Genomic DNA, 20,501 nt, shown 5'->3' with positions numbered 1-20,501 from the left:
GGGTCGCGCCACGGCCGATACGGGCGATGTTGCCCTGATTCGCTTTTATTCCTTTTCTGGAATCCCGCAACGAATTTTGATGCGGCGATGCGAAATCCGGCGCCGCCGGGCTAGGCCGACACAGCCAGGTGCGCCGCCACCTTCCGCAGATGCGGCCGGTCGCGGTGCTCGAAGACGTAGAGCCCCTGCCACGTGCCCAGAACCATCCGCCCGCCGCTGACCGGAATGGTCAGGCTCACCGGCATCATCGCCGCCTTGATATGGGCGGGCATGTCGTCGGGCCCTTCCATCGTGTGCCGCAGGTAGCGCATCGAGGGGTCGTCCGACGGCGGCACCAGCCGACTGAAATAGGCCTGCAGGTCGCGCTGCACATCCGGGTCGGCATTCTCCTGGATCAGCAGGCTGGCCGAGGTATGGCGGATGAAGAGCGTCAGAAGACCGTCGCCGGCCTTCCTGTCCCGCAACCAGGCATCCACCTGCCCCGTGAACTCGTAAAGCCCCTGCCCGCGCGTCTCTATCCCGAAACTGGTCTGCATCGCGGTCAGCAGCGCTGCCATTCGAAGGTTTCGAGGTTCCAGCACTGGCCGTTGGCCTCCTTCCGCTCGAAGATCGGGTAGAAATCATGCGCGCGCACCGTGCCGGGGGTGCATTGCACCTCGGCCAGCGTGCGGTTGCCCTGCGCCACGATCACCCCGCCGGTCACCTGCGGCTCGCCCTGCGCCAGCCGGTCGACGCTGTAGCTCAGCGCATAGGAATAGCCGCTGTTGAACAGCGTCACCTCCTCCCACAGGTAGCGGCCGACGCCGTTCCACGGCTGCAGGGCCACGTCGGTGACATGCCGCTCCAGCACCAGCTCGGCGGCCCGGCCCGAGGGCCCGAAGCGATAGACCGCCACGTCGCCCACCAGGCACAGGTCGATGCTCTTGCTGCCGGCCTGGCAATGGAAGAGCGGCACGCCGTTGCAGGCCGCCTGGGCCGTGGCGGCAAGGGGCGAAAGGGCAAGGCAGACAACAAGGGAAACAAGACGCATCGGAGGCTCCGGCGATGAAATGACTGACACGTCAAGACATACGCCATCGGCGCCGCACCCGGCAACGCTCATGACACGGGCGGCCGGCAGGGCTTTACCCGGCCGCCGCCAGAGGGCATGACGGGGCCGAACCCCCGCGCCCGGACCCGTCGCCCCATGCTGCCCATCCTCGTCACCGGCCTTCTGCCCGTCATCCTGCTTGTCCTGCTGGGCGGGCTGGTGCGCAACCGGCTGAGCGAGAACGCCTGGGCCGGTCTCGACCGGCTGAATTTCGAGATCCTCTTCCCGGCGCTGATCTTCACCGCCGCGGCCTCCCGGCCCATCGAGCCGGCTAGCCTGTTGCTGGTGGGTCCGCTGGTCTGGTCGGTGCTGGCTCTGGGGCTGGCGCTCGGCTGGCTCGCCCGACCGTTTGGTCCGGAAAAATTCCTCGACTTCGCCGGCTGCTGGCAGGCGGCATGGCGGTTCAACACGGCATTGGGCTTCGTGCTGGTGCAGGCCCTGCCCTCGGCCGATATCGGCATGTACTCGGTCACCATCGGCCTCGGCATCCCGCTGGCCAACATCTTCGCCGTCTCGGCACTGTCGCGCGGCACCGGGCTGACGGCGGGGGCGATGCTGCGCCGGGTGGCGCTCAACCCGTTCCTGCTGGCCAGCCTTGCGGGCGTGGCGGTGGGGCTCACCGGGCTGAAGATCCCCCAGCCGGTGCTGGCCCCGGTGACGCTTCTGGCCGAGGCTGCCATCCCGGTCGCCCTCATCTCCATCGGGGCCACACTCAACTGGCGGGCGCTGGGGCGGCTCGACCGGTTCACCGGGGTGCTGGTGACGACGAAACTCGTGATCCTGCCCCTGACCGTCACGCTGATCGCGCTGGCGCTCGGCTCCTCCGCCCCCATCGTGCCGGTGCTGGTGGTCTTCGCGGCCCTGCCCACGGCCTCGGCCGCGCATGTGCTGGCGGCGGGCTTCGGCGCCGACCGCAAGCTCGCGGCCACGCTCATCGCCCAGACCACCATCCTCAGCGCGGCGACCCTGCCGATCTGGATGACCGTGGCGGAATGGCTGGCGAACCGCTGACCCGCGCCTGAGGCGCGGGCTCAAGCCACCCCTCGTAGCGGATCACCGGCCCGAGCCACGGGATGCGGGCGCCCACATCGAAGCGGAACCGCCCGTCCTCGTCCTCGAACTCCCGCGTCTCGCTCACCGGCCGCAGCCCCTTGGGCACCGGCACGCCCAGCACCGACATGCCGGCCACGCCCACGACAAGCGCCCCGCCCTCGACCGTCACCGACAGCGCCAGGCGCACCGGGCCGAACCGTTCCTCGACATGCCCGCTCGACCGGTCATGGCGCAGGCGCGACACCGTCACGTGCCCGCCGAAATCACGCCGCCAGACCGAGCCGTCTCGGTCTCCCGTCACGCGCACGCGCACCGGCACATCCCGCCCCTCGGGCGGCATCCCCGCCAGCCACAGCCCCAGCCGCACCAACACGTGCCGCCCCCGGGTGATCTCGGCCCGGCCTTCATAGACCCCCTCGCCCGCGTGGAACGCCCGCACCGCCGGGGCCACCGCCAGCCCCCTGGCCGCGATCGCCGCGTCGAACGGATCACCGCTCATCCCCAGCCCCCTTGCAGGAACCGCGCCCTGACCGCGGCATCGGGCATCATGCAGGTCTCGTACCGCCCGAAAAGGCGATACCGGTTGCGCGCGATGGCGGTATAGGCGGGCGTCTTGAGCCACGCCGGCAACACGCGCACCGCCGACAGCCCCCGCCATGGCCAGCCGATCGCCCGCATCGCCGCGGCAAAGGCATCGAGCTTCTCGTAAATCCGGCCGCCCACGATCACGAGGTTGGTCTCGTACTCCTCCGTCGACAGCCCCAGCGCGGTGTAAAGCTCGGTGCCAAGCGGCGACTGGGCCGTGGCGAACCGGAACCGCCCGGCCCGGTCATGGGCCAGCATGAAGCGGAAGAACCCCGAGCAGAGCACGCATTCCCCGTCGAAGACGACAAGATCCTGCCCCGCGATCCGGTCGCGCAGGTCCTGGGGAAGGTCTGAGAGGTCTCTGGCCATGTCCCGCGCAGTAGACGCCGGGCGCGGCGCGGGCGCAATGGGGCGTTATGTCAGGCGCGGTGGGTTGGCACCCACCCTACGTCACCGGGGCCGGTCGAACAGTTTGTCGCCCCGCTCGTCGATCAGCCGCTGCGCCTTGCGCGTCGATTCCGTCGCCGCCTGATCTGGGTCGCTCACCATGTCGGCCCGGATCAGTTGGTGCGAGCGCATCTCGCCCTCCACTTCCTTCTCGATCCGCGCGGCCACGCGATAGGTGCCGCCTTCCTTGATCGGCTCGGGATGGATGGTGAAGCCCTCGTACGTGACCGGCTCGTGCTGAGGCGCAGAGCCCTTCTCCGACCCGGAGCCGGACCCGAAGAGACGTGACAAGAGCGACATGGGCAGCCTTTCCATTCGTTGCAGCACAGGCCCGGACAGGCGCCGGACCTGTCAAAGGGTGGGCGCGGGGGCGGGTGGTGTCAAGGTCGGGGGCGAATTTGCGGCCGTTCCGTCGTGACGGTTTCCGGGTCTTACCGGAAAGCCTTCAAAACCGGTCCGCCGGATCAATCCACGCTCGAGACAAAGACGTCGATCTCACAGCCAAGCTCGCAGGCTATCTTGGTAATCTCGGTTGGAATGGTGACGTGCACGTCATACTCGGCCCCGTACCCGGTGAGGATCAGCGCGAGCTTGTATGTCGTCCCGCCTCCCAAGCCTCTCAGTTTTTCGCGCCTGTTCGTCACGCCCTTCGCAAAGGCTGTCAGGCGGCTTGCGTCCTGTCCCGTCGGGTCATCGACCGAGAAGATCACGCTGTTCCGTCGGGGTATGACCTTCTCCGAATTGCGCTCGCCTCGGTTCGCGTGGCGTGCATCGGGGAAGCCCAGGAACTCTGCAACCTCCTTCGCATCACCGTCGAAATCATGGATGTAGAACCGATATTCGATCATCGCGGCGCCCCGCCGTGGTCCATCTCAAACAAACTCTCGTCCCTCCCCGTTCCCAGAAGCCGCCGGCCCTGAACGCAAAACGGGCCGTCTGCCGACGGCCCGCTCTATCCATATCCGGCTGTGTCGCCCGCTCACTGATCCAGGAACGACCGCAGCTTTCGTGACCGGCTCGGGTGCTTCAGCTTGCGCAGCGCCTTGGCCTCGATCTGGCGGATCCGCTCGCGGGTCACGCTGAACTGCTGGCCCACCTCCTCGAGCGTGTGGTCGGTGTTCATGCCGATACCGAAGCGCATCCGCAGGACCCGTTCCTCGCGCGGGGTGAGCGAGGACAGCACCCGTGTCGTGGTTTCCTTCAGGTTGTCCTGAATGGCCGAATCCAGCGGCAGGATGACGTTCTTGTCCTCGATGAAATCGCCGAGCTGGCTGTCTTCCTCGTCGCCGATGGGCGTTTCGAGGGAAATCGGCTCCTTGGCGATCTTCATCACCTTGCGGACCTTCTCGAGCGGCATCTGCAGCTTCTCGGCCAGCTCTTCCGGCGTGGGCTCCCGGCCGATTTCGTGCAGCATCTGGCGGCCGGTGCGGACCAGCTTGTTGATCGTCTCGATCATGTGCACCGGGATACGGATGGTGCGCGCCTGGTCGGCGATCGAGCGGGTGATCGCCTGCCGGATCCACCACGTTGCATAGGTCGAGAACTTGTAGCCGCGGCGGTATTCGAACTTGTCGACCGCCTTCATCAGGCCGATGTTCCCCTCCTGGATGAGGTCGAGGAACTGCAGCCCGCGGTTGGTGTATTTCTTGGCGATCGAGATCACCAGCCGCAGGTTCGCCTCGACCATTTCCTTCTTGGCGTTGCGGGCTTCCTTCTCACCCTTCTGCACCTGCTGGACGATCCGGCGGAATTCGCTGATGTCGAGGCCCACATACTGGCCCACCTGCGCCATGTCGGCGCGCAGCTCTGCCACCTTGCCGGGCGAGCGTTCCATGAAGGCCTGCCAGCCACGGCCCGACTTGGCCGCCATGTCCTCGAGCCAGTTCGGGTCAAGCTCGCGGCCGCGATACTCGTCGACGAATTCCTTGCGGTTGATGCGGGCCTGGTCGGCCAGCTTCACCATGGCACTGTCGATCTGCATGATCCGGCGGTTGATGCCGTACAGCTGGTCGATCAGCGCCTCGATACGGTTGTTGTGCAGGTGCAGCGAGTTCACCAGCTGGACGATTTCCGAGCGCAGCGTCTGGTAGGTGTCCTCCTGCGCCTGGCTGAACGAGCCGTCCTCGTTCAGGGTCGCCGAAATCCGGCTGTCCTGCATCTCGGACAGTTTCTCGTAATCGTTGGCGATCCGGTCCAGCGTCTCGAGGACACGCGGCTTGAGCGCGGCTTCCATCGCCGCAAGGCTCATGTTGGCCTGATCGTCCTCTTCGTCGTCCCCGTCATCCTCGCGCGAAATCGGGTTGCCGTCGGCATCAAGCTCGGGCTCCGAGCTTTCCTCCTTCTTCTTCTCGCCGCCCGTGGGCGCCGAGGCGAGGTTCGCGGCCTCGACCATCGACTCGCTTTCCTCGTCGCCCATCTGGCCCGAGAAGGTGGTCTCGAGGTCGATCACGTCGCGCAGAAGAATGTCTTCGCCCAGAAGCTCGTCGCGCCAGATGGTGATGGCCTGGAAGGTCAGCGGGCTTTCGCAAAGCCCCGCGATCATCGTGTTCCGGCCCGCCTCGATCCGCTTGGCGATGGCGATCTCGCCCTCGCGGCTCAGCAGTTCGACAGAGCCCATCTCGCGCAGGTACATGCGCACCGGGTCGTCGGTGCGGTCGAGCTTCTCTTCCTTGCCCGAGCCCAGCGTCAGCTCGCCCTTGCGGCCGATCTCGGCGACGGCGGTCGATTTCTGCTCTTCTTCCTCGGCCTCTTCATCCTCGATGATGTTGATGCCCATCTCGGAGAGCATCGACATGACATCCTCGATCTGCTCGCTGCCGACCTGGTCGGGCGGCAGGACCTTGTTGAGCTGATCGTAGGTGATGAAACCTTTCTCGCGCGCCTCGGCGATCATCTTCTTGACCGCGGCCTGGCTCATGTCGAGCGAGATTTCGGCCTCCTGATCTTCGGGCTTCTGGTCGTCGTTGTCCTTGGCGGCCATGAACGTCTCCTGAACAGTGGGCGGGTGATTCGCGGATAACCCGAATCAATAGCGCGATCTGCTGATTCGCAAACCCTTTACCCTGATTTCTTTACTGATTCGTGCCCAAAAGTCACTCATCGTGATTCTTCGGAAACCCCATGGTCTCCAATAATGCGTCAAACGCCTCTTTTTCCGACCGGCTGATCGGGGCGCCGTTGGCCCCTATTTCATACTCGGTCTGATCCTCCTGCACGCTGCGCGTCGCGCTTTCGCGCGCCTGCGCGGCCGCCTTGAGCCGGTGGGTCATGAACTCTCCGGCCATCCCGCCGATATCCTCGGTCGCCTCGCTGATTTCCTGTTCCAGTCCGCGGGCGGCATCGAGTTTCTCAAGCTCCTCCTTCACGGTCTGCCGGGCCAGGTCCTGGTCACCGGGCCGACGCACCGCGGGGATGAGCGCGACATGGGGTCGGCGGCACAGGTTTTCAACGGCCTCGGGCCCCATTTCCGCGGCAATATATTCCCTCAGGCTCTCGGCCCCGGTGTCGCCATGGCGCAGCAGCAGGTCACGCAGGCGAGCATGGTCCGGCCCGGTACAGGGCAGATCCTCGATCCGGCTCTCGAACTCCTCCATCACCTCGGGCGTCAGGATCAGCACGGCCAGGATCACCGCCTCGCGCAGCGCGCCATAGGCTTTCTCGTCCGAGGTCACCAGAAGCGAGCTCTTGGTCTCGGCCCGCACCGGCGCGATGGGCGTCCACTTGCCCTTGCCGCCGCCGCGCCTCTGGCCCTGCCCGCCCGGCTGAGTGTTGCGCGGGTTGAACAGCTGCCAGCGCAGGTCCTTCACCGCCTGCCCGTAATGGTGGCGAATCGAGGGGTCCTTGATCAACTGGATCTTCTCGCGCAGCGCCTTGTCGAGCGCGGCCCGCCGCTCGGGACTGTCATACTGCCGACCCTCGGTTTCGCGCTGCCACAGCAACGTGACCATCGGCATCGCGGCATCGAGCACGCCCTGCACGGCCCCGGCCCCCTCGCGGCGCAACAGGTCGTCGGGGTCCTGCCCCTCGGGCATCAGGGCGAACCGCAACGACTTGCCCGCCTCCAGCAGCGGCAGCGCCAGGTCGATCACCCGGTAGGCCGCCCGCAGGCCCGCCGTGTCGCCATCCAGCGCCACGATCGGCTCGTCGGCAATCCGCCACAGGAGTTGCAGCTGATGCTCGGTCACCGCCGTGCCGAGCGGCGCCACCGCCGCCTCGAACCCCGCCTCGGACAGCGCAATCACGTCCATATACCCTTCCGCCACGATCAGCGGCTGGCCCTTGCCCGCCGCCTCGCGCGCAGGCGCGTGGTTATAGAGCGTATGCGACTTGTCGAAGAGCTCGGTCTCGGGCGAGTTCAGGTATTTCGCGTTGTCGTCGGGGTCCATCGCCCGCCCGCCAAAGGCGATACACCGCCCCCGCACGTCGCGAATGGGAAACATGATGCGGTTGCGGAACGTGTCATAGGGTTTGCCGCCCCGCTGCGACGCCTTCGCCAGCCCGCAATCGAGGATCTTCTGCGGCTCCACCCCCTTGCCGGTCAGGTGATCCCACAACCCCTGCCAGCCATCGGGCGCAAAGCCGATCTCGAAGCGCTCGAGCGCGTCCTCCTTCAGGCCCCGCCCGACAAGATACTCCCGCGCCGTCGCCCCGGCCCCGGTGCTGAGCGACATCCGGAAATGGCGCACCGCCATCTCCATCACCTCGATCAGTTCGGTCCGCCGGTCGGCCTTCTGCTGGGCTTGCGGGTCGCGCTCGGGCACGGTCATCCCGGCCTCCTGCGCCAGGATCTTCACCGCCTCCATGAAATCGACATTCTCGGTTTCGCGCACGAAACTGATGGCGTCGCCCTTCGCGTGGCAGCCGAAGCAGTAGTAATATCCCTTCCGGTCATCGACGTGGAAACTGGCCGTCTTCTCGTGGTGGAACGGGCACGGCGCCCACATGTCGCCCTTGCCCTGGTTCGACTTGCGATTGTCCCACATGACCTTGCGGCCCACCACCTGCGACAGCGAGGTGCGCGTTCTCAGCTCGTCAAGGAATCCGGGGGGCAGGCTCATCCCCTGAATATGGGGCAATCCGGCGGCGGGGCCAAGGGCGCTCACGGCTTATAGTTGAGACATTCGGTTTCGTAATCCGTCGCGGTCTTCTCGGTCAGGCTGGCCTGGTCGAGCGTGAAGACAAGATCGACCAGCGTCGCCACCGTGGGGCGGTATCTCTCGGCCACCGCCGCGCGCCCCGTGGTCAGCTGCGACTTGAGCGAGCGCGCCGTCAGCCCGGCCTTGCGGCCCTTGATGGCGACCGACAGGATCTGTTTCGTCGCGCTGCAATTCTCCTTGCCCAAGCCCTGCGCGGGCGCCGCCACGGGCAGCGCGCAGCACAGCAAAAGGGCCATCAGAAACCGGGGCATGGGCAGCCGCCTCATCCGCAATCAACAAACGCGGTCCAGAGTGTCAGGGCCGGCCCCGCGCCGCAACCCCTTCCATGGCGGCCCTGAGATCATGCAGCAGCGTGTCGGCGAAGGACCGGAAGACGAGGATCAGGAACGTGTCGTCAGCCGTCTTCGTGATCGACGCCATCATGTGCTGCAGCTCGGTCCGCGCCGTATGCCCCCGCTTGAAGACCTGCGGCCGCAGGTCGATGGGCGTGACCCGAGCCAGAACCTCGGCCGCCTGTTCACCCTCCAGCGTCACCGCCACCCAGGCATCCGACTGATCGGTCATCGCGGCATGCTCGGCCAGCGTCGTGTCCGCTTCCGGCCCCGCCAGCAGCGCCATCCGCTGCCCGAACCAGATGGCCCGCGCGCCCTGTTTCCCCGTCGCCCGGTTCGGCCCCGGCCACGCCATCCCGTGCGCCGCCTTCAGCGCCTCGCCCAGCTTGCCATCGCGGCCCTTGTCCGGCGCCACCGTCGTCAGGCGCCCGAGATCCACCTCGCTCAACGTCACCTTGCCGATCGCCACCGGCGCCATCCCGTCAAGCGGGGTCATTGCCGTCAACTCAACCACGCACACGCCCTCCCTCTGGGTCGAACTGCACCGGGTCGATCACCTCACAGACCGTCTGCACCCCCTTCAGATGCTCGACCATACGGATGCGGTCGCCCACCCGCGCCCGGCCGTTCTTGAGGAACCCCAGCGCCATGACATGCCCGAAGGTCGGCGAAAACGCCACCGAGGTGATATAGCCCTGATCCTTGGTGCGCACGGCCTCGTCCCCCTCGTTGAAGAGATGCGCGCCGGCCACCAGCTGCTTCACGGCACCCACCGGTTTCAGCCCGACAAGCTGCTCGCGGGTCTCGTCCATCAAACCATCCCGCGCCGCCATCGTCTTCCCGATGCAATCCTTCTTCTGGCTCACCATCCTTGCCATCCCGATATCGAACGCCGTGGTGCGCCCATGAATCTCGGCATGGGTGATGAACCCCTTCTCGATCCGGAGAACGTTCAGCGCCTCCATCCCGTAAGGCCCGCCCTCCAGCGCCTCGGCCCGGGTCACCAACTCACTGAACAGCGACGCGCCATACCGCGCCGGCACTGCCACCTCGTAGGCATGCTCGCCCGAGAAGGAGATCCGGAACAGCCGCCCTTTCACGCCCCCGACGGAAACCTCCCCGCAGGACATGAACGGCCACGCCTCGTCATCAATCGCCGCGTCCAGCAGCCCGTTCAGCAGCTCCCGCGATTTCGGCCCGGCCACGGCAAACTGCGCCCATTGCTCCGTCACCGACACGAACCGCACGTCCATCTCCGGGCGCAGACATTGCTGCACGAATTCCAGGTGCCGCATCACTTCCCCCGCCGCGGCGGTGGTGGTGGTCATCAGGTAATGGTTTTCCCCCAGCCGCGCGGTCGTGCCGTCATCCATCACGTGCCCGTCTTCGCGCAGCATCAGCCCGTACCGCACCCGCCCCACCTTCAGGGTCGAGAACAGGTTGGTATAGACGAAATCCAGAAACGCCCCGGCATCCGGCCCCTGGATGTCGATCTTGCCAAGGGTCGAGACATCCGACACCCCCACATGCTCGCGCACCATCCCGACCTCCCGGTCGCAGGATTGCCGCCACGTGCGCTCGCCCTTTTGCGGGAAATAGCTCGGCCGATACCACAGCCCCGCCTCGATCATCGGCGCCCCGCGTTCCACGCTCGCGGCATGGGAGGTGGTGAAGCGCTGCGGCGCGAACCCCTTGCCCTGCCCGCCCGCGCCCAGCGCGGCGATGGAGACGGGCACGTAAGGCGGCCGGAACGTCGTCGTCCCAGTCTCGGGAATCCCCCGACCCGTCACATCCGCCAGCACCGCCAGCGCCGCGACGTTCGAATTCTTCCCCTGGTCCGTCGCCATGCCCTGCGTGGTGTAGCGCTTCATATGCTCGACCGAGCGGAAATTCTCCGTCGCGGCCTGCTTCACGTCCTTCACGGTCACGTCGTTCTGGAAATCCAGCCACGCCCGGCCCTTCCCCGGCACGGCCCAGAGCGGGCTGATGTCGTAAGCGCTATCCTCGGCCCCCGGCACATCGACCTTGGGCACCTTCACCCCCAGATCCTCCAGCACCGCCGAGGCCACCCGAACGCCCGCCTCAAGGCAGCCGCGCGTCGAGAACACCCCCTCGCAGGCCCCCGCCGTCACCAGCCCCGGCACGGCCCCGGCCTGAGGTACAAACGCCGCAATCTCCGAATTCCACACCGGCCGCCCGTTCATGTGACAGGTCAGGTGCACCGTCGGGTTCCACCCGCCCGACACCGCCAGCCCCTCGGCCTTCACCTTCTCGATCCCCGAGGCGCGGGCAATCGAGATCGCCTCCAGCCCGCGCCGCCCCTCGCTGTTGCACACCTGTGCCCCCGCGTAGAACGGCACGTCCAGATCGCTCACCGCATCATGCCGCGCATCCACCAGCGCGCTCACATGCACCCCCGCCTCCAGCAGATCCGCCGCCGTCCGGTGCGCATCGTCGTTGTTGCCAAAGACCGCCACGCTCTGCCCCGGGCTCACGCACCAGCGGTTCACATAGGCCCGCACGGCACTGGCGTTCATGATCCCCGGCCGGTCATTGTTCTGAAACGCGATCGGCCGCTCCAGCGCGCCGGCGGCCAGCACCGCCCGCTTCGCCACGATCCGCCAGAAACACTCCCTCGGCGCGCCCTTCTTCGCCGCCTCCGCCGGCGACAGCCGCTCCAGCGCGCCGTAGGTGCCATGATCATAGGCCCCGGTCACCGTGGTCCGCGTCAGCAGGCGCACATTCTCCATCGCCGCCAGCTCCCGCGTCACCTCCTCGGCCCACACGCGCCCGGGCACACCATCCACCTCGAACGTCTCGGCATTGAGCCGCCCGCCCGTGCGCACATCCTCCTCGGCCAGCACCACGTCGACCCCGGCCCGCGCCGCCGTCAACGCCGCCATCAAACCGGCCGGCCCCGCCCCGATCACCAGCAGATCGCAATGCGCCCAGGCCTTCTCGTACTTGTCGGCATTGGCCTCCATCGACAGCGCGCCGAGGCCCGCCGCCCGCCGAATGACCGGCTCATAGACCTTCTCCCAGAATTTCGGCGGCCACATGAAGGTCTTGTAATAGAACCCCGCCCCCAGGAAGGGCGCCGCCAGATCGTTCACCGACATCAGGTCGAAATCCAGCGACGGCCAGTTGTTCTGGCTCCGCGCCTGCAACCCGTCGAACAGCTCCACCATCGTGGCGCGCATGTTGGGCTCCTGCCCCGCACCGCGGCCCGTGGTCACAAGGCCGTTTGGCTCCTCGCTTCCGGCGGTCAGCAGCCCCCTCGGCCGGTGATACTTGAACGATCGCCCGATCAGCCGGATATCGTTGGCCAGCAGTGCCGAGGCCAGCGTATCCCCCTCGACCCCCTGGTAGCTGCGCCCGTCAAAGGAAAACTCCACCCGCCGCCTGCGGTTGATCAGCCCCTCGCCCGCAACCCTCATGCGCCCGCCTCCTTGATGGCCTGCGCCAATTCCACCTTCTCGATCGCATGCGTCCGCGTATCCCGCGTCACCACCAGCCACGCCGAACACCCGCTTTCGTGATACCACAGGTCGCGCGTCACGCCGGCCGGGTTGTCCCGGTTATGCACGTAATCGTCCCACGCGGCCTCGCCCGCCTCCGGCGCCGGGCGGTCCATCGCCACGGCATCGCCGACATAATAGAACTCGCGCCGGTCGCGCTCTCCGCAATTGGGGCAATTGATCCGCATCCGCTCAGTCCTGGTCCTGTGTTTCTTCCAAAGCCGGCCCGGTGAACTCGGCCTCGATTTCCACCGACACCATATCGCCCACGCCCATCGTCGTGCCCGGCGCAGGCACGCCGAACCCCATGCCGAAGTCGGACCGGCTGAAGCTGCCCGTGCCCGAAAAGCCCACCCGCGCATTGGGGTCAAACGGGTGCCCGGCATAGCCCCCGTTGAACGTCACCTCCAGCACCACCGGCTTCGTCACCCCCAGCAGGGTCAGATCGCCCGTCACCGTGGCGGTCTTATCGCCCGTCATCTCGACCGCCGTCGACACGAAGGTGATCTCCGGATGCGCCGCGACATTCAGCCAGCTCTCGCCCATCAGCTCACCCATGAACCCCTCGGGCGGCGCCGGCACGTCGAGCGAGCTTGGGTCCACCGTCACCGAAAGCGCCGCCCCGCCCGGCGCCGCCGGGTCCAGCTCCAGGTCCGCCTCGAACCGGTCGAAACTCATCACGTAGTCGGAAAACCCCAGGTGGCTCACCGAGAACCGCAAGGTCGAATGATACGGATCAAGCGCATAGCTCCCTGCCGGCAATGCCGCCTCCTGCGCGAAAGCCGCCCCGCCCAGCACCACGGCCAGAGTCAAGACGCCCCCCAGCCCTTTCATTGTTCCAAAAATACTCAAATTCCGCCCCTCACCGCGCGCCCCGCCGTTGAAAACCTTCCCGCGCGCCCGGCTTCATCTTGCCAAAAATACTCAAAATCCCGACCTCGCCATGCAGACCATCAATGCAGGTTATGCTGCATCCCCGTGCCTTCCTCGTCCATCAGCCCATAGCCCGTCCGGAACCGGTCCAGCCGGAACCGGGCCGCCGGCGCGTGCGGCTCGTCGGTCGCCACGAGATGCGCCATCGAATAGCCCGAGCCCGGCACCGCCTTGAACCCGCCATAGCACCAGCCGCAATTGAGGTAGAGCCCGTCGATATGCGTCCGGTCGATGATGGGCGAGCCGTCGGGCGACATGTCCATGATCCCGCCCCAGCTGCGCAGCACCCTTGCCTTGCCGATCGCCGGCATCAGGGTCATCCCCGCCTCCATCACGTGCTCCACCATCGGCAGGTTTCCCCGCTGGGCATAGGAGGCGTAGAAATCCAGGTCGCCCCCGAACACCAGCCCGCCCTTGTCGGACTGGCTGATATAGAAATGCCCCATGCCGAAGCTGATAACATGGTCGATGCAGGGCTTCAGCCCCTCGGTCACGAAGGCCTGAAGCACGTGGCTCTCGATCGGCAGGCGCATGCCCGCCATCGCCGCCACCTGGCTCGACCGGCCCGCCACGATCATCGCCACCTTCTTCGCCTTGATCGCGCCACGCGAGGTCTGCACCCCGGTCACTTTCCCGCCCTCGATGTCGATCCCCGTCACCTCGCAGTTCTGGATCAGGTCCACACCCCGCGCGCTCGCGCCGCGCGCATAGCCCCAGGCCACCGCGTCATGCCGCGCCGTGCCCGAGCGCCGCGAAATGAGGGCGCCGTGAATGGGAAACCGCTGCTGCTCGTAATCGAGGAACGGCACCATCTTCTTCAACTGCGCCAGCGACAGAAGCTCCGCCTCGTCGCCCTGGTTGACGATGGAATTCCCCCGCCGGATCGCCGCGTCCCGCTGCCCGTCGGAATGGAAAAGCGAAATCTGCCCCCGCTGCGACAGCATGGTGTTGTAGTTCAGGTCCTGCTCCAGCCCCTCCCACAGTTTGAGCGAGTGGCTGTAGAATTCCGAATTCCCCGGCAGGAAGTAGTTGGCCCTGACAATCGTGGTATTCCGCCCCACGTTCCCGCCGCCAAGATACCCCTTCTCCAGCACCGCGACATTCCGGATGCCGTGGTTCTTCGCCAGGTAATAGGCCGTCGACAGCCCGTGCCCGCCGCCGCCGATGATGACCACGTCATACTCGGATTTCGGTTCGGCATCGCGCCAATGGGCCTGCCAGCCCTTGTTGCCCGTCAGGCCTTCCTTGAGAACGCGCAAGCCGGAAAAGCGCATGTGGAGACTCCCCTGTGATTGCGCGGAGTGAAGCAAGTCCCGTCCCGGATAGCAACACGCCAAAAGCCCCGCGCACCCCGGATCGACGAATTCCGGCCTAGGGGCGACAAGGCGCGCATGGAAAGCGATCATCAAGGCGAAGAACCTGCGCGGAATCAAGGGCGAAGCCCGCCGCGCATCGACGGGCCGCCCCGACGGTCCGGCGATTTTGCTATTGGAACAACACGGAACAAGGTCTTCCTGACTTGGCCACCATAAAGCGCCAGGCCACTCCCGTCGGTTCGCCGCCCCGCGGTCCGTCGATGCGCGGCGGGCGGCACCGTTGCGCTACACGGCCTCGGCCTTCAATCGCTGCTCTTTCGTCAGGATCTCCGGCTCCACCACCGGCCTGCCCCCCTCGAAGAAAGGCGACCCCTTCGGCGCCAGCCCGCAGAGCGCCGCGAAATGCCGCCCGAACGCCCCCGACATCAACGTCCACTTCCCGTGATCCGCCGGCGGATTGGCCCCCTCCGGCGCGTCCTTGGCAAAGAAGCTCCCCCGGTTCGGCCCCAGCGCCGCCGCCTGGTCCTCGGGCACCAGAACCACGGCAAGGCTCAGGAAATACCACCCCGAGCCCGCCAGCGTGTTCCCGATGGGCGTGCCGCAACACCCCGCGTACCACCGCATCATGCCCTTGGGCGACAGCCGCAGACAGCGCAGATGCTCGACCCCCGAGGTAAACGCCAACCGTGCCGGCAAGGTCTGGAACAGCTCGAACCCGCCGTTGCCGTCAAGGATATCCGCCGCCCCCACATGGGTGGCAAAGGCCCGGCAATCCTTGCAATGGCACGTCACCCGGCAGCCCGTGGCGGGCGAGACGCCCGACACCCGCCCCGTCACGTTCCCGCAACGGCACGCTATGTCGACGTCGCGCCCGGCCACTGCAGCCTCAGAGCCCCAGCGCCCGGTAGCTCGCCGCAACCTTCTCGATCGCCACGAGATAGGCCGCGGTGCGCAGGTCCTGCACGTCGTCCCGCGAATGCCAGACCTCGCGGATCTGCTGGTAGGCCGTGCGCATCGTGTCGTCGAGCCCCGAGCGCACGAGCTCCAACTCGCCCGCCCCGCGCAGGTACTTCTTCTTGAAGTCCGGCGACATCACCCAGGCATCGCCCAGGTGACTGTCCAGCCGCTCGAGTTCCGACACGATCAGCTGGTGCCGCGCCTCCTCCTGCCGCCGGCCCATGCGGCCAAAGCGGATATGGCTGAGGTTCTTCACCCATTCGAAATACGACACCGTCACACCGCCCGCGTTGGCATACATGTCGGGGATGATCACCGTGCCCTTCTTGCGCAGGATCTCGTCGGCCCCGGCGGTCACCGGGCCGTTCGCGGCCTCGATGATCAGCGGCGCCTTCACCCGCTCGGCGTTTTCGAGGTTGATCACCCCTTCCATCGCCGCCGGCACGAGGATGTCGCACTCTTCCTCGAGGAACTTGGCGCCGTCCTTGACGTATTTCCCCGAGGAATAGCCATCCACCCCGCCATGCTTGGCGATCCAGTTGCGGATCTCCTCGACGTTCAGCCCGTCATCGTCCCACAGCCCGCCGTCGCGCTCGATGATGCCGACGACCTTGCAGCCATCCTCTTCCGACAGGAACTTGGCGGCGTGATAGCCCACGTTGCCGAGGCCCTGCACGATCACCCGCTTGCCATCGAGCGTGCCCGACATGCCGGCCGCCTTGACGTCCTCGGGGTGGCGGAAGAACTCCTGCAGCGCGTATTGCACGCCCCGGCCCGTGGCCTCCGTCCGGCCCTGGATGCCGCCGGCATTCACCGGCTTGCCGGTGACGCAGGCGCGGGAGTTGATGTCGGTGGTGTTCATCCGCCGGTACTGGTCGGCGATCCACGCCATCTCGCGCTCGCCGGTGCCCATGTCGGGCGCGGGCACGTTCTGGCTGGGGTTGATCAGGTCGCGCTTGGCCAGCTCATAGGCGAAGCGCCGGGTGATCAGCTCCAGCTCGTGCTCGTCCCATTCCCGGGGGTCGATCCGCAAACCGCCCTTCGAGCCGCCGAACGGCGCCTCGACGATGGCGCATTTGTAGGTCATCAGCGCGGCCAGCGCCTCGACCTCGTCCTGGTTCACGCCCATCGAGTAGCGGATCCCGCCCTTCACCGGCTCCATGTGCTCGGAATGCACGCTGCGATAGCCGGTGAACGTCTGGATCTGGCCGCGCAGCCGCACGCCGAAGCGCACGGTATAGGTGGCGTTGCAGACGCGGATCTTCTCCTCGAGCCCCGGCGGCAGGTCCATCAGCGCGACCGCGTGGTTAAACATCAAGTCCACGCTTTCGCGGAAACTCGGCTCCTTCCGGGGGCTTGTCATAAGTCGTCTCTCCCTGTTGCGTTTCACGTCCGTTGTTCGGCTTCTACGGATCATTTTTGACGGTATCGTTACCGCATGCCCGTTGATTGTCCACCCGCCGATTTTACAACCGGCCCCGGTGGCCATCCGCCACCAAGGGGCAACAATGCCCGCCGCACCGCGGCATAGTTTCCGGGTAACCACATGATTACCGGCAACTATTCGTAGTTTCGCCTTAATTCAGACAAGCTCCCGGGCCATATATTGCTGGCCAAAATCCATGTGCGGATTCGTACAGGCACGATGTTTGACGTGATGAGGGTAGTGTGATGTTCAAGTTTTCCGGGAGCAGGACGACCTGGCAGATCGCCAGGACACGTGCGCTCGCCCATGGCCGGGCGGCGCGCGGCTGTCATGGGCTTTCGCAAGAAATCGAACGCTTCCGTGACGAGGAAGACGGAAACGCCATCATCCTCACGCTGTTCATGTTCCTGTTCATGCTGGTGATGGCCGGCCTCGGCATCGACATGATGCGCTACGAGATGGAGCGCACCCACCTGCAGGCCACGCTCGACAGCGCGGTGCTGGCCGGCGCGGGGGCGCCGATCGGCTCGGAAGTCGATGACGTGAAGGCGATCATCGAGGACTATTTCGCCAAGAACGACATGTCCAGCTACCTGCACGATATCGACACCGACGGCACCGGCACCGACGACATCGAGACCTCGCTCAACGCGACGCGGGCCTATGCCGAGGCCAGCATGAACATCGACACCTACCTGATGAAGCTGTCCGGCGTCGACACGCTCGAAGCCTTCGGCGCCGCCGAGGCCGAGGTGCGCACGCCCAAGCTGGAAGTCTCCCTCGTGCTCGACGTGTCGGGCTCGATGGAAGGCACCAAGATGACGAACCTCAAGTCGGCCGCGCGAAACTTCGTGACCACGATCATCGACGGCTCCGAGCCGGGCAATACCGTGATCTCGCTGGTCCCGTTCTCGTGGAACGTGGCGCCCGGCGCCGATATCTACAACGCCCTGACCGTGAACGACACGCACGACTATTCCTCGTGCCTGCGATTCTCCTCGTCCGATTACACCACGGCCGGCATCGACCCCTCGGTCGCCTACGATCAGCAGATCTATACCTCGCTCTACGGCGGCTTCGACGATCTCAACGCCGAATGGCGCTCGTGCTTCCCCGAGGTGCGCGCCCAGATCCTGCCCTACTCGATGAGCAAGTCCGACCTGCACTCCCGCATCAACTCGCTCGACGCCGACGGCAACACCTCGGCCCATATCGGCATGAAATGGGGCGCGGCCCTGCTCGATCCCAAGTTCTCCAGCGTCTTCACCACGCTGCAAAGCTCGGATGTGGGCGTCGTCGATGCCTCGCTCGCGAACATCCCCTCCTCCTATACCGAGGGCGACACGCTCAAGATCATCGTGCTCATGGCCGATGGCCAGAACACCGACTCCTACTATTTCGACGAGAACAGCCCCTATCGCGGGGCCAACTCCGACCTCTACCGGCTGACCTTCCAGGAACAGGAATTCCTCTACGCCTATTCGGTCTACAACGTCTCGCGCCGCTACTATGACAGCTATTACGAGCAGTATTGCGAATACTACTCCAGCTGGTTCAAGTGCGAGTACTCGGAAGAAGGCCAGGAATACTCGCTCTACTACCTGCGCGACGGCAACGACTACCTCGACATCGACGAGAACGACTGGCTCAACTATTACGAGTTCGGCGACCTTCAGGAACGCGAGGATTTCGTCAGGGCCGAACGCCTCGACTGGGAAGAGGCCTGGGGCCTGATGTCGCCCGACTGGTACGGCAGCAAGACCGGCAACTGGGGCCCGTGGAACGACTACCGCTATTCCGAACGGGAAGGCGGCGGCACCAAGGACACCATGATGCAGAACATCTGCAACGCCACCAAGACCCAGGGCGTCGTGGTCTACACCATCGGCTACGGCATCTCGTCGGGCGGCAACGCCGAGCGCCAGCTCCAGGCCTGTGCCTCCTCGGGCAACCACTACTACCCGACCAACGGCTCCAACATCTCCGCCGCGTTCAGCTCCATCGCCTCGAACGTGCAGAACCTGAGGCTGACCCAATGATCGGCCCCTTCGGATACGAGCTGCGCCGCTTCCTCCGCGACGAGGGCGGCAACGCCTCGGTCGAGTTCGTGCTGGTCTTCCCGGCCTATCTCGCCCTCATGCTGATGTCGATCGAGCTGGGCTTCGTCACCCTGCGCTACACCCTGCTCGAACGCGGCCTCGACATTGCCGTGCGCGAGGTGCGCCTCGGCACGGGGACCGCCCCCCAGCACAACGAGATCAAGCAGATCATCTGCGAGAACGCCCTGATGATCCGCGACTGCGACAACACCCTGCGCCTCGAAATGCGCTCGGCCGACATGCGCTCCTTCAACTCGCTCGACCGCACCGCCGACTGCACCGATGCGGCCGAGCCCACCAAGCCGGTCAGGCAGTTCCGTGCGGGCCCGCAAGGCCGGCTCGAGGAAAACCGTCTCATGCTGCTGCGCGCCTGCCTGCGCTTCGACCCGCTCTTTCCCGACGACGCGCTCGGCAGCGCGCTGAGCAAGGATGCCAACGGGCAAGCCTCGATCGTGTCCATGACCGCCTTCGTGCAGGAGCCGCTCTGATGTCCTGGCTGTATCTCAAGCACCTGCTGAAAACCTTCCGCGACGACGAACGCGGCTCGTTCATGGTCGAATCCGTGATCGCCTTCCCGCTTCTGTTCTGGACCCTCTGCGCCACCTACGAGTTCTTCGAGGTCCACCGCTACAAGAGCGTGCGGATCAAGGCCACCTACACCGTCGCCGACCTGCTCTCGCGCGAACAGTCGGTCGTCAACGAAACCTACATGGACAACGTCAAGATCCTCTTCGACGAGATCTCGAACGACGCCGGCAACAACCAGGTGCGGGTGACCATCGTCCGCTACGACGCCGACGACGACCAGTATGACGTCGCCTGGTCGAAGGTGCGCGGCACCGGCCGGATGCGCGAGCTGCGCAGCGCCGACACCGCCTCGCAGCACGACCGCCTGCCCGTCATGAACGACGGCGAAGAGGTGATCGTCGTGGAAAGCGTCTCGGAATACGACTCGCTCTTCGGGCTGGTCTTCAGCGAGAAGATCAACATCGACACGCGCGTCTTCACCAGCCTCCGCTTCGCCCCGCAGCTCTGCTTCGAACGCTGCTCGTCCTGAGCCGGCTCAGCGCGGGTCGCGCTCGGCCAGCTTGGCGGCGATGATGTCGGCCATCACCTTGCCCTGTGACCCCGGGGTCACGCCCCCGATGCCCACCCGCGGCCCGAACCGCCACCACAGCCCCGGCTGCCAGCGGCCCGGCGCCCGGCCCTTCAGCCGCAGGATGAACCCGTTCGACGGCTTGAAGGCGAACGCCCCCCGGTCGACCGAGGCGATATCCTCCACCGCCGCGATCACCTCGCCGTCGCTCGTGCGCAGGCCCGCCTCGGTCAGCTCCACCGCCACCCGCGTGGCCCGGCGCATCCGCTCCGCGCCCCACAGCGACAGGATCCCCATCACCACCAGGAAGGCCTGCCAGCCCATATGCGCGGGCGGCCGCAGGATGCCGGTGTAGATCAGCAGAAGCCCCAGGAGGCCCAGCATGGTGATCCCCAGCCCCCGGCGCATGGCCGAGGCGCTGACCGTCGCCAGAACCGTGTCGTCATCGCCCATCCGCGGCCTCCTTCGCCCTGCCCCGTTGCCCTGCCCGCCT

Annotated in this window: 21 protein-coding genes; 4 read left to right on the top strand and 17 right to left on the bottom strand. The window is 66.1% G+C overall.

Annotation, left to right across the window (positions count from 1 at the left end; translation table 11 throughout):
- Window positions 1-110: 110 nt before the first annotated feature.
- On the bottom strand, window positions 111-536 hold the full coding sequence (locus tag RIdsm_RS10315) for a secondary thiamine-phosphate synthase enzyme YjbQ (RefSeq protein WP_057814330.1): 426 nt from the start codon (window positions 534-536) through the stop codon (window positions 111-113).
- A gap of 5 nt (window positions 537-541) precedes the next feature.
- Window positions 542-1,030, bottom strand: a complete 489-nt coding sequence (locus RIdsm_RS10310) for a hypothetical protein (protein WP_057813449.1) — start codon at window positions 1,028-1,030, stop codon at window positions 542-544.
- 117 nt (window positions 1,031-1,147) lie between these two features.
- On the opposite strand from RIdsm_RS10310, the gene RIdsm_RS10305 reads away from it, so the two are divergent.
- Entirely contained in the window at window positions 1,148-2,101 is a 954-nt protein-coding gene (locus RIdsm_RS10305; RefSeq protein WP_236553176.1) for an AEC family transporter, read from the top strand.
- On the opposite strand, the gene RIdsm_RS10300 is transcribed toward RIdsm_RS10305, so the two are convergent.
- The 14 genes from RIdsm_RS10300 to RIdsm_RS10235 all read right to left on the bottom strand — a co-directional run bounded on the left by RIdsm_RS10300 (window position 2,043) and on the right by RIdsm_RS10235 (window position 16,750).
- A complete protein-coding gene (locus RIdsm_RS10300; protein WP_057813452.1) occupies window positions 2,043-2,642 on the bottom strand; it encodes a DUF4166 domain-containing protein in 600 nt (199 codons plus the stop codon). The two genes, RIdsm_RS10305 and RIdsm_RS10300, sit on opposite strands and share 59 nt — an antisense overlap.
- Window positions 2,639-3,097 (bottom strand): thiol-disulfide oxidoreductase DCC family protein, encoded by a 459-nt coding sequence (locus RIdsm_RS10295; protein WP_057813454.1) that lies wholly within the window; start codon window positions 3,095-3,097, stop codon window positions 2,639-2,641. The genes RIdsm_RS10300 and RIdsm_RS10295 overlap by 4 nt, the downstream gene beginning before the upstream one ends.
- A gap of 81 nt (window positions 3,098-3,178) precedes the next feature.
- Window positions 3,179-3,490 (bottom strand): HlyU family transcriptional regulator, encoded by a 312-nt coding sequence (locus RIdsm_RS10290; protein ID WP_244955857.1) that lies wholly within the window; start codon window positions 3,488-3,490, stop codon window positions 3,179-3,181.
- A 149-nt stretch (window positions 3,491-3,639) separates the two neighbouring features.
- Entirely contained in the window at window positions 3,640-4,023 is a 384-nt protein-coding gene (locus RIdsm_RS10285) for a hypothetical protein (protein WP_057813458.1), read from the bottom strand.
- Window positions 4,024-4,154: 131 nt separating this feature from the next.
- Complete coding sequence (gene rpoD / locus RIdsm_RS10280; RefSeq protein WP_057813461.1) at window positions 4,155-6,155, bottom strand: RNA polymerase sigma factor RpoD; 2,001 nt, start codon at window positions 6,153-6,155, stop codon at window positions 4,155-4,157.
- A gap of 112 nt (window positions 6,156-6,267) precedes the next feature.
- Window positions 6,268-8,232 carry a DNA primase gene (gene dnaG / locus RIdsm_RS10275; RefSeq protein WP_057813463.1) on the bottom strand — a complete coding sequence of 655 codons (1,965 nt, stop codon included), beginning with the start codon at window positions 8,230-8,232 and terminating at the stop codon, window positions 6,268-6,270.
- A 41-nt stretch (window positions 8,233-8,273) separates the two neighbouring features.
- A complete protein-coding gene (locus RIdsm_RS10270; RefSeq protein WP_057813465.1) occupies window positions 8,274-8,582 on the bottom strand; it encodes a hypothetical protein in 309 nt (102 codons plus the stop codon).
- A 43-nt stretch (window positions 8,583-8,625) separates the two neighbouring features.
- A complete protein-coding gene (locus tag RIdsm_RS10265) occupies window positions 8,626-9,159 on the bottom strand; it encodes a sarcosine oxidase subunit gamma (protein WP_236553177.1) in 534 nt (177 codons plus the stop codon).
- 10 nt (window positions 9,160-9,169) lie between these two features.
- Window positions 9,170-12,100, bottom strand: coding sequence for a sarcosine oxidase subunit alpha family protein (locus tag RIdsm_RS10260; protein ID WP_057813470.1), 2,931 nt, complete (start codon window positions 12,098-12,100; stop codon window positions 9,170-9,172).
- Complete coding sequence (locus RIdsm_RS10255; protein WP_057813472.1) at window positions 12,097-12,369, bottom strand: sarcosine oxidase subunit delta; 273 nt, start codon at window positions 12,367-12,369, stop codon at window positions 12,097-12,099. The genes RIdsm_RS10260 and RIdsm_RS10255 overlap by 4 nt, the downstream gene beginning before the upstream one ends.
- A gap of 4 nt (window positions 12,370-12,373) precedes the next feature.
- Window positions 12,374-13,015, bottom strand: coding sequence for a YceI family protein (locus tag RIdsm_RS10250; protein WP_057813474.1), 642 nt, complete (start codon window positions 13,013-13,015; stop codon window positions 12,374-12,376).
- Window positions 13,016-13,134: 119 nt separating this feature from the next.
- Window positions 13,135-14,388: a sarcosine oxidase subunit beta family protein gene (locus RIdsm_RS10245; protein ID WP_057813476.1), complete on the bottom strand. Its 1,254-nt coding sequence runs from the start codon at window positions 14,386-14,388 to the stop codon at window positions 13,135-13,137.
- Between the two features lie 327 nt (window positions 14,389-14,715).
- Window positions 14,716-15,309, bottom strand: coding sequence for a DUF6151 family protein (locus RIdsm_RS10240; RefSeq protein WP_074940075.1), 594 nt, complete (start codon window positions 15,307-15,309; stop codon window positions 14,716-14,718).
- A 7-nt stretch (window positions 15,310-15,316) separates the two neighbouring features.
- On the bottom strand, window positions 15,317-16,750 hold the full coding sequence (locus RIdsm_RS10235; RefSeq protein ID WP_057813480.1) for a Glu/Leu/Phe/Val family dehydrogenase: 1,434 nt from the start codon (window positions 16,748-16,750) through the stop codon (window positions 15,317-15,319).
- Window positions 16,751-17,058: 308 nt separating this feature from the next.
- Here RIdsm_RS10235 and RIdsm_RS10230 point away from each other — a divergent pair, with 308 nt between their 5' ends.
- From RIdsm_RS10230 to RIdsm_RS10220, 3 genes are read left to right on the top strand one after another with little or no spacing between them, the layout of a single operon-like run.
- Window positions 17,059-18,852 carry a TadE/TadG family type IV pilus assembly protein gene (locus RIdsm_RS10230; protein ID WP_057813482.1) on the top strand — a complete coding sequence of 598 codons (1,794 nt, stop codon included), beginning with the start codon at window positions 17,059-17,061 and terminating at the stop codon, window positions 18,850-18,852.
- Window positions 18,849-19,400, top strand: coding sequence for a TadE/TadG family type IV pilus assembly protein (locus RIdsm_RS10225; protein ID WP_057813484.1), 552 nt, complete (start codon window positions 18,849-18,851; stop codon window positions 19,398-19,400). Before RIdsm_RS10230 ends, RIdsm_RS10225 begins: the two co-directional genes overlap by 4 nt.
- Entirely contained in the window at window positions 19,400-19,969 is a 570-nt protein-coding gene (locus RIdsm_RS10220; RefSeq protein WP_057813486.1) for a TadE/TadG family type IV pilus assembly protein, read from the top strand. Before RIdsm_RS10225 ends, RIdsm_RS10220 begins: the two co-directional genes overlap by 1 nt.
- A gap of 6 nt (window positions 19,970-19,975) precedes the next feature.
- Here the strand turns inward: RIdsm_RS10220 and RIdsm_RS10215 are convergent, their stop codons facing one another.
- Window positions 19,976-20,461, bottom strand: coding sequence for a hypothetical protein (locus RIdsm_RS10215; protein ID WP_057813488.1), 486 nt, complete (start codon window positions 20,459-20,461; stop codon window positions 19,976-19,978).
- Window positions 20,462-20,501 lie beyond the last annotated feature (40 nt).

This window comes from Roseovarius indicus, assembly GCF_008728195.1.
Taxonomy (GTDB): Bacteria; Pseudomonadota; Alphaproteobacteria; order Rhodobacterales; family Rhodobacteraceae; genus Roseovarius; species Roseovarius indicus.
This window is presented reverse-complemented; position numbering and strand designations above follow the sequence as displayed.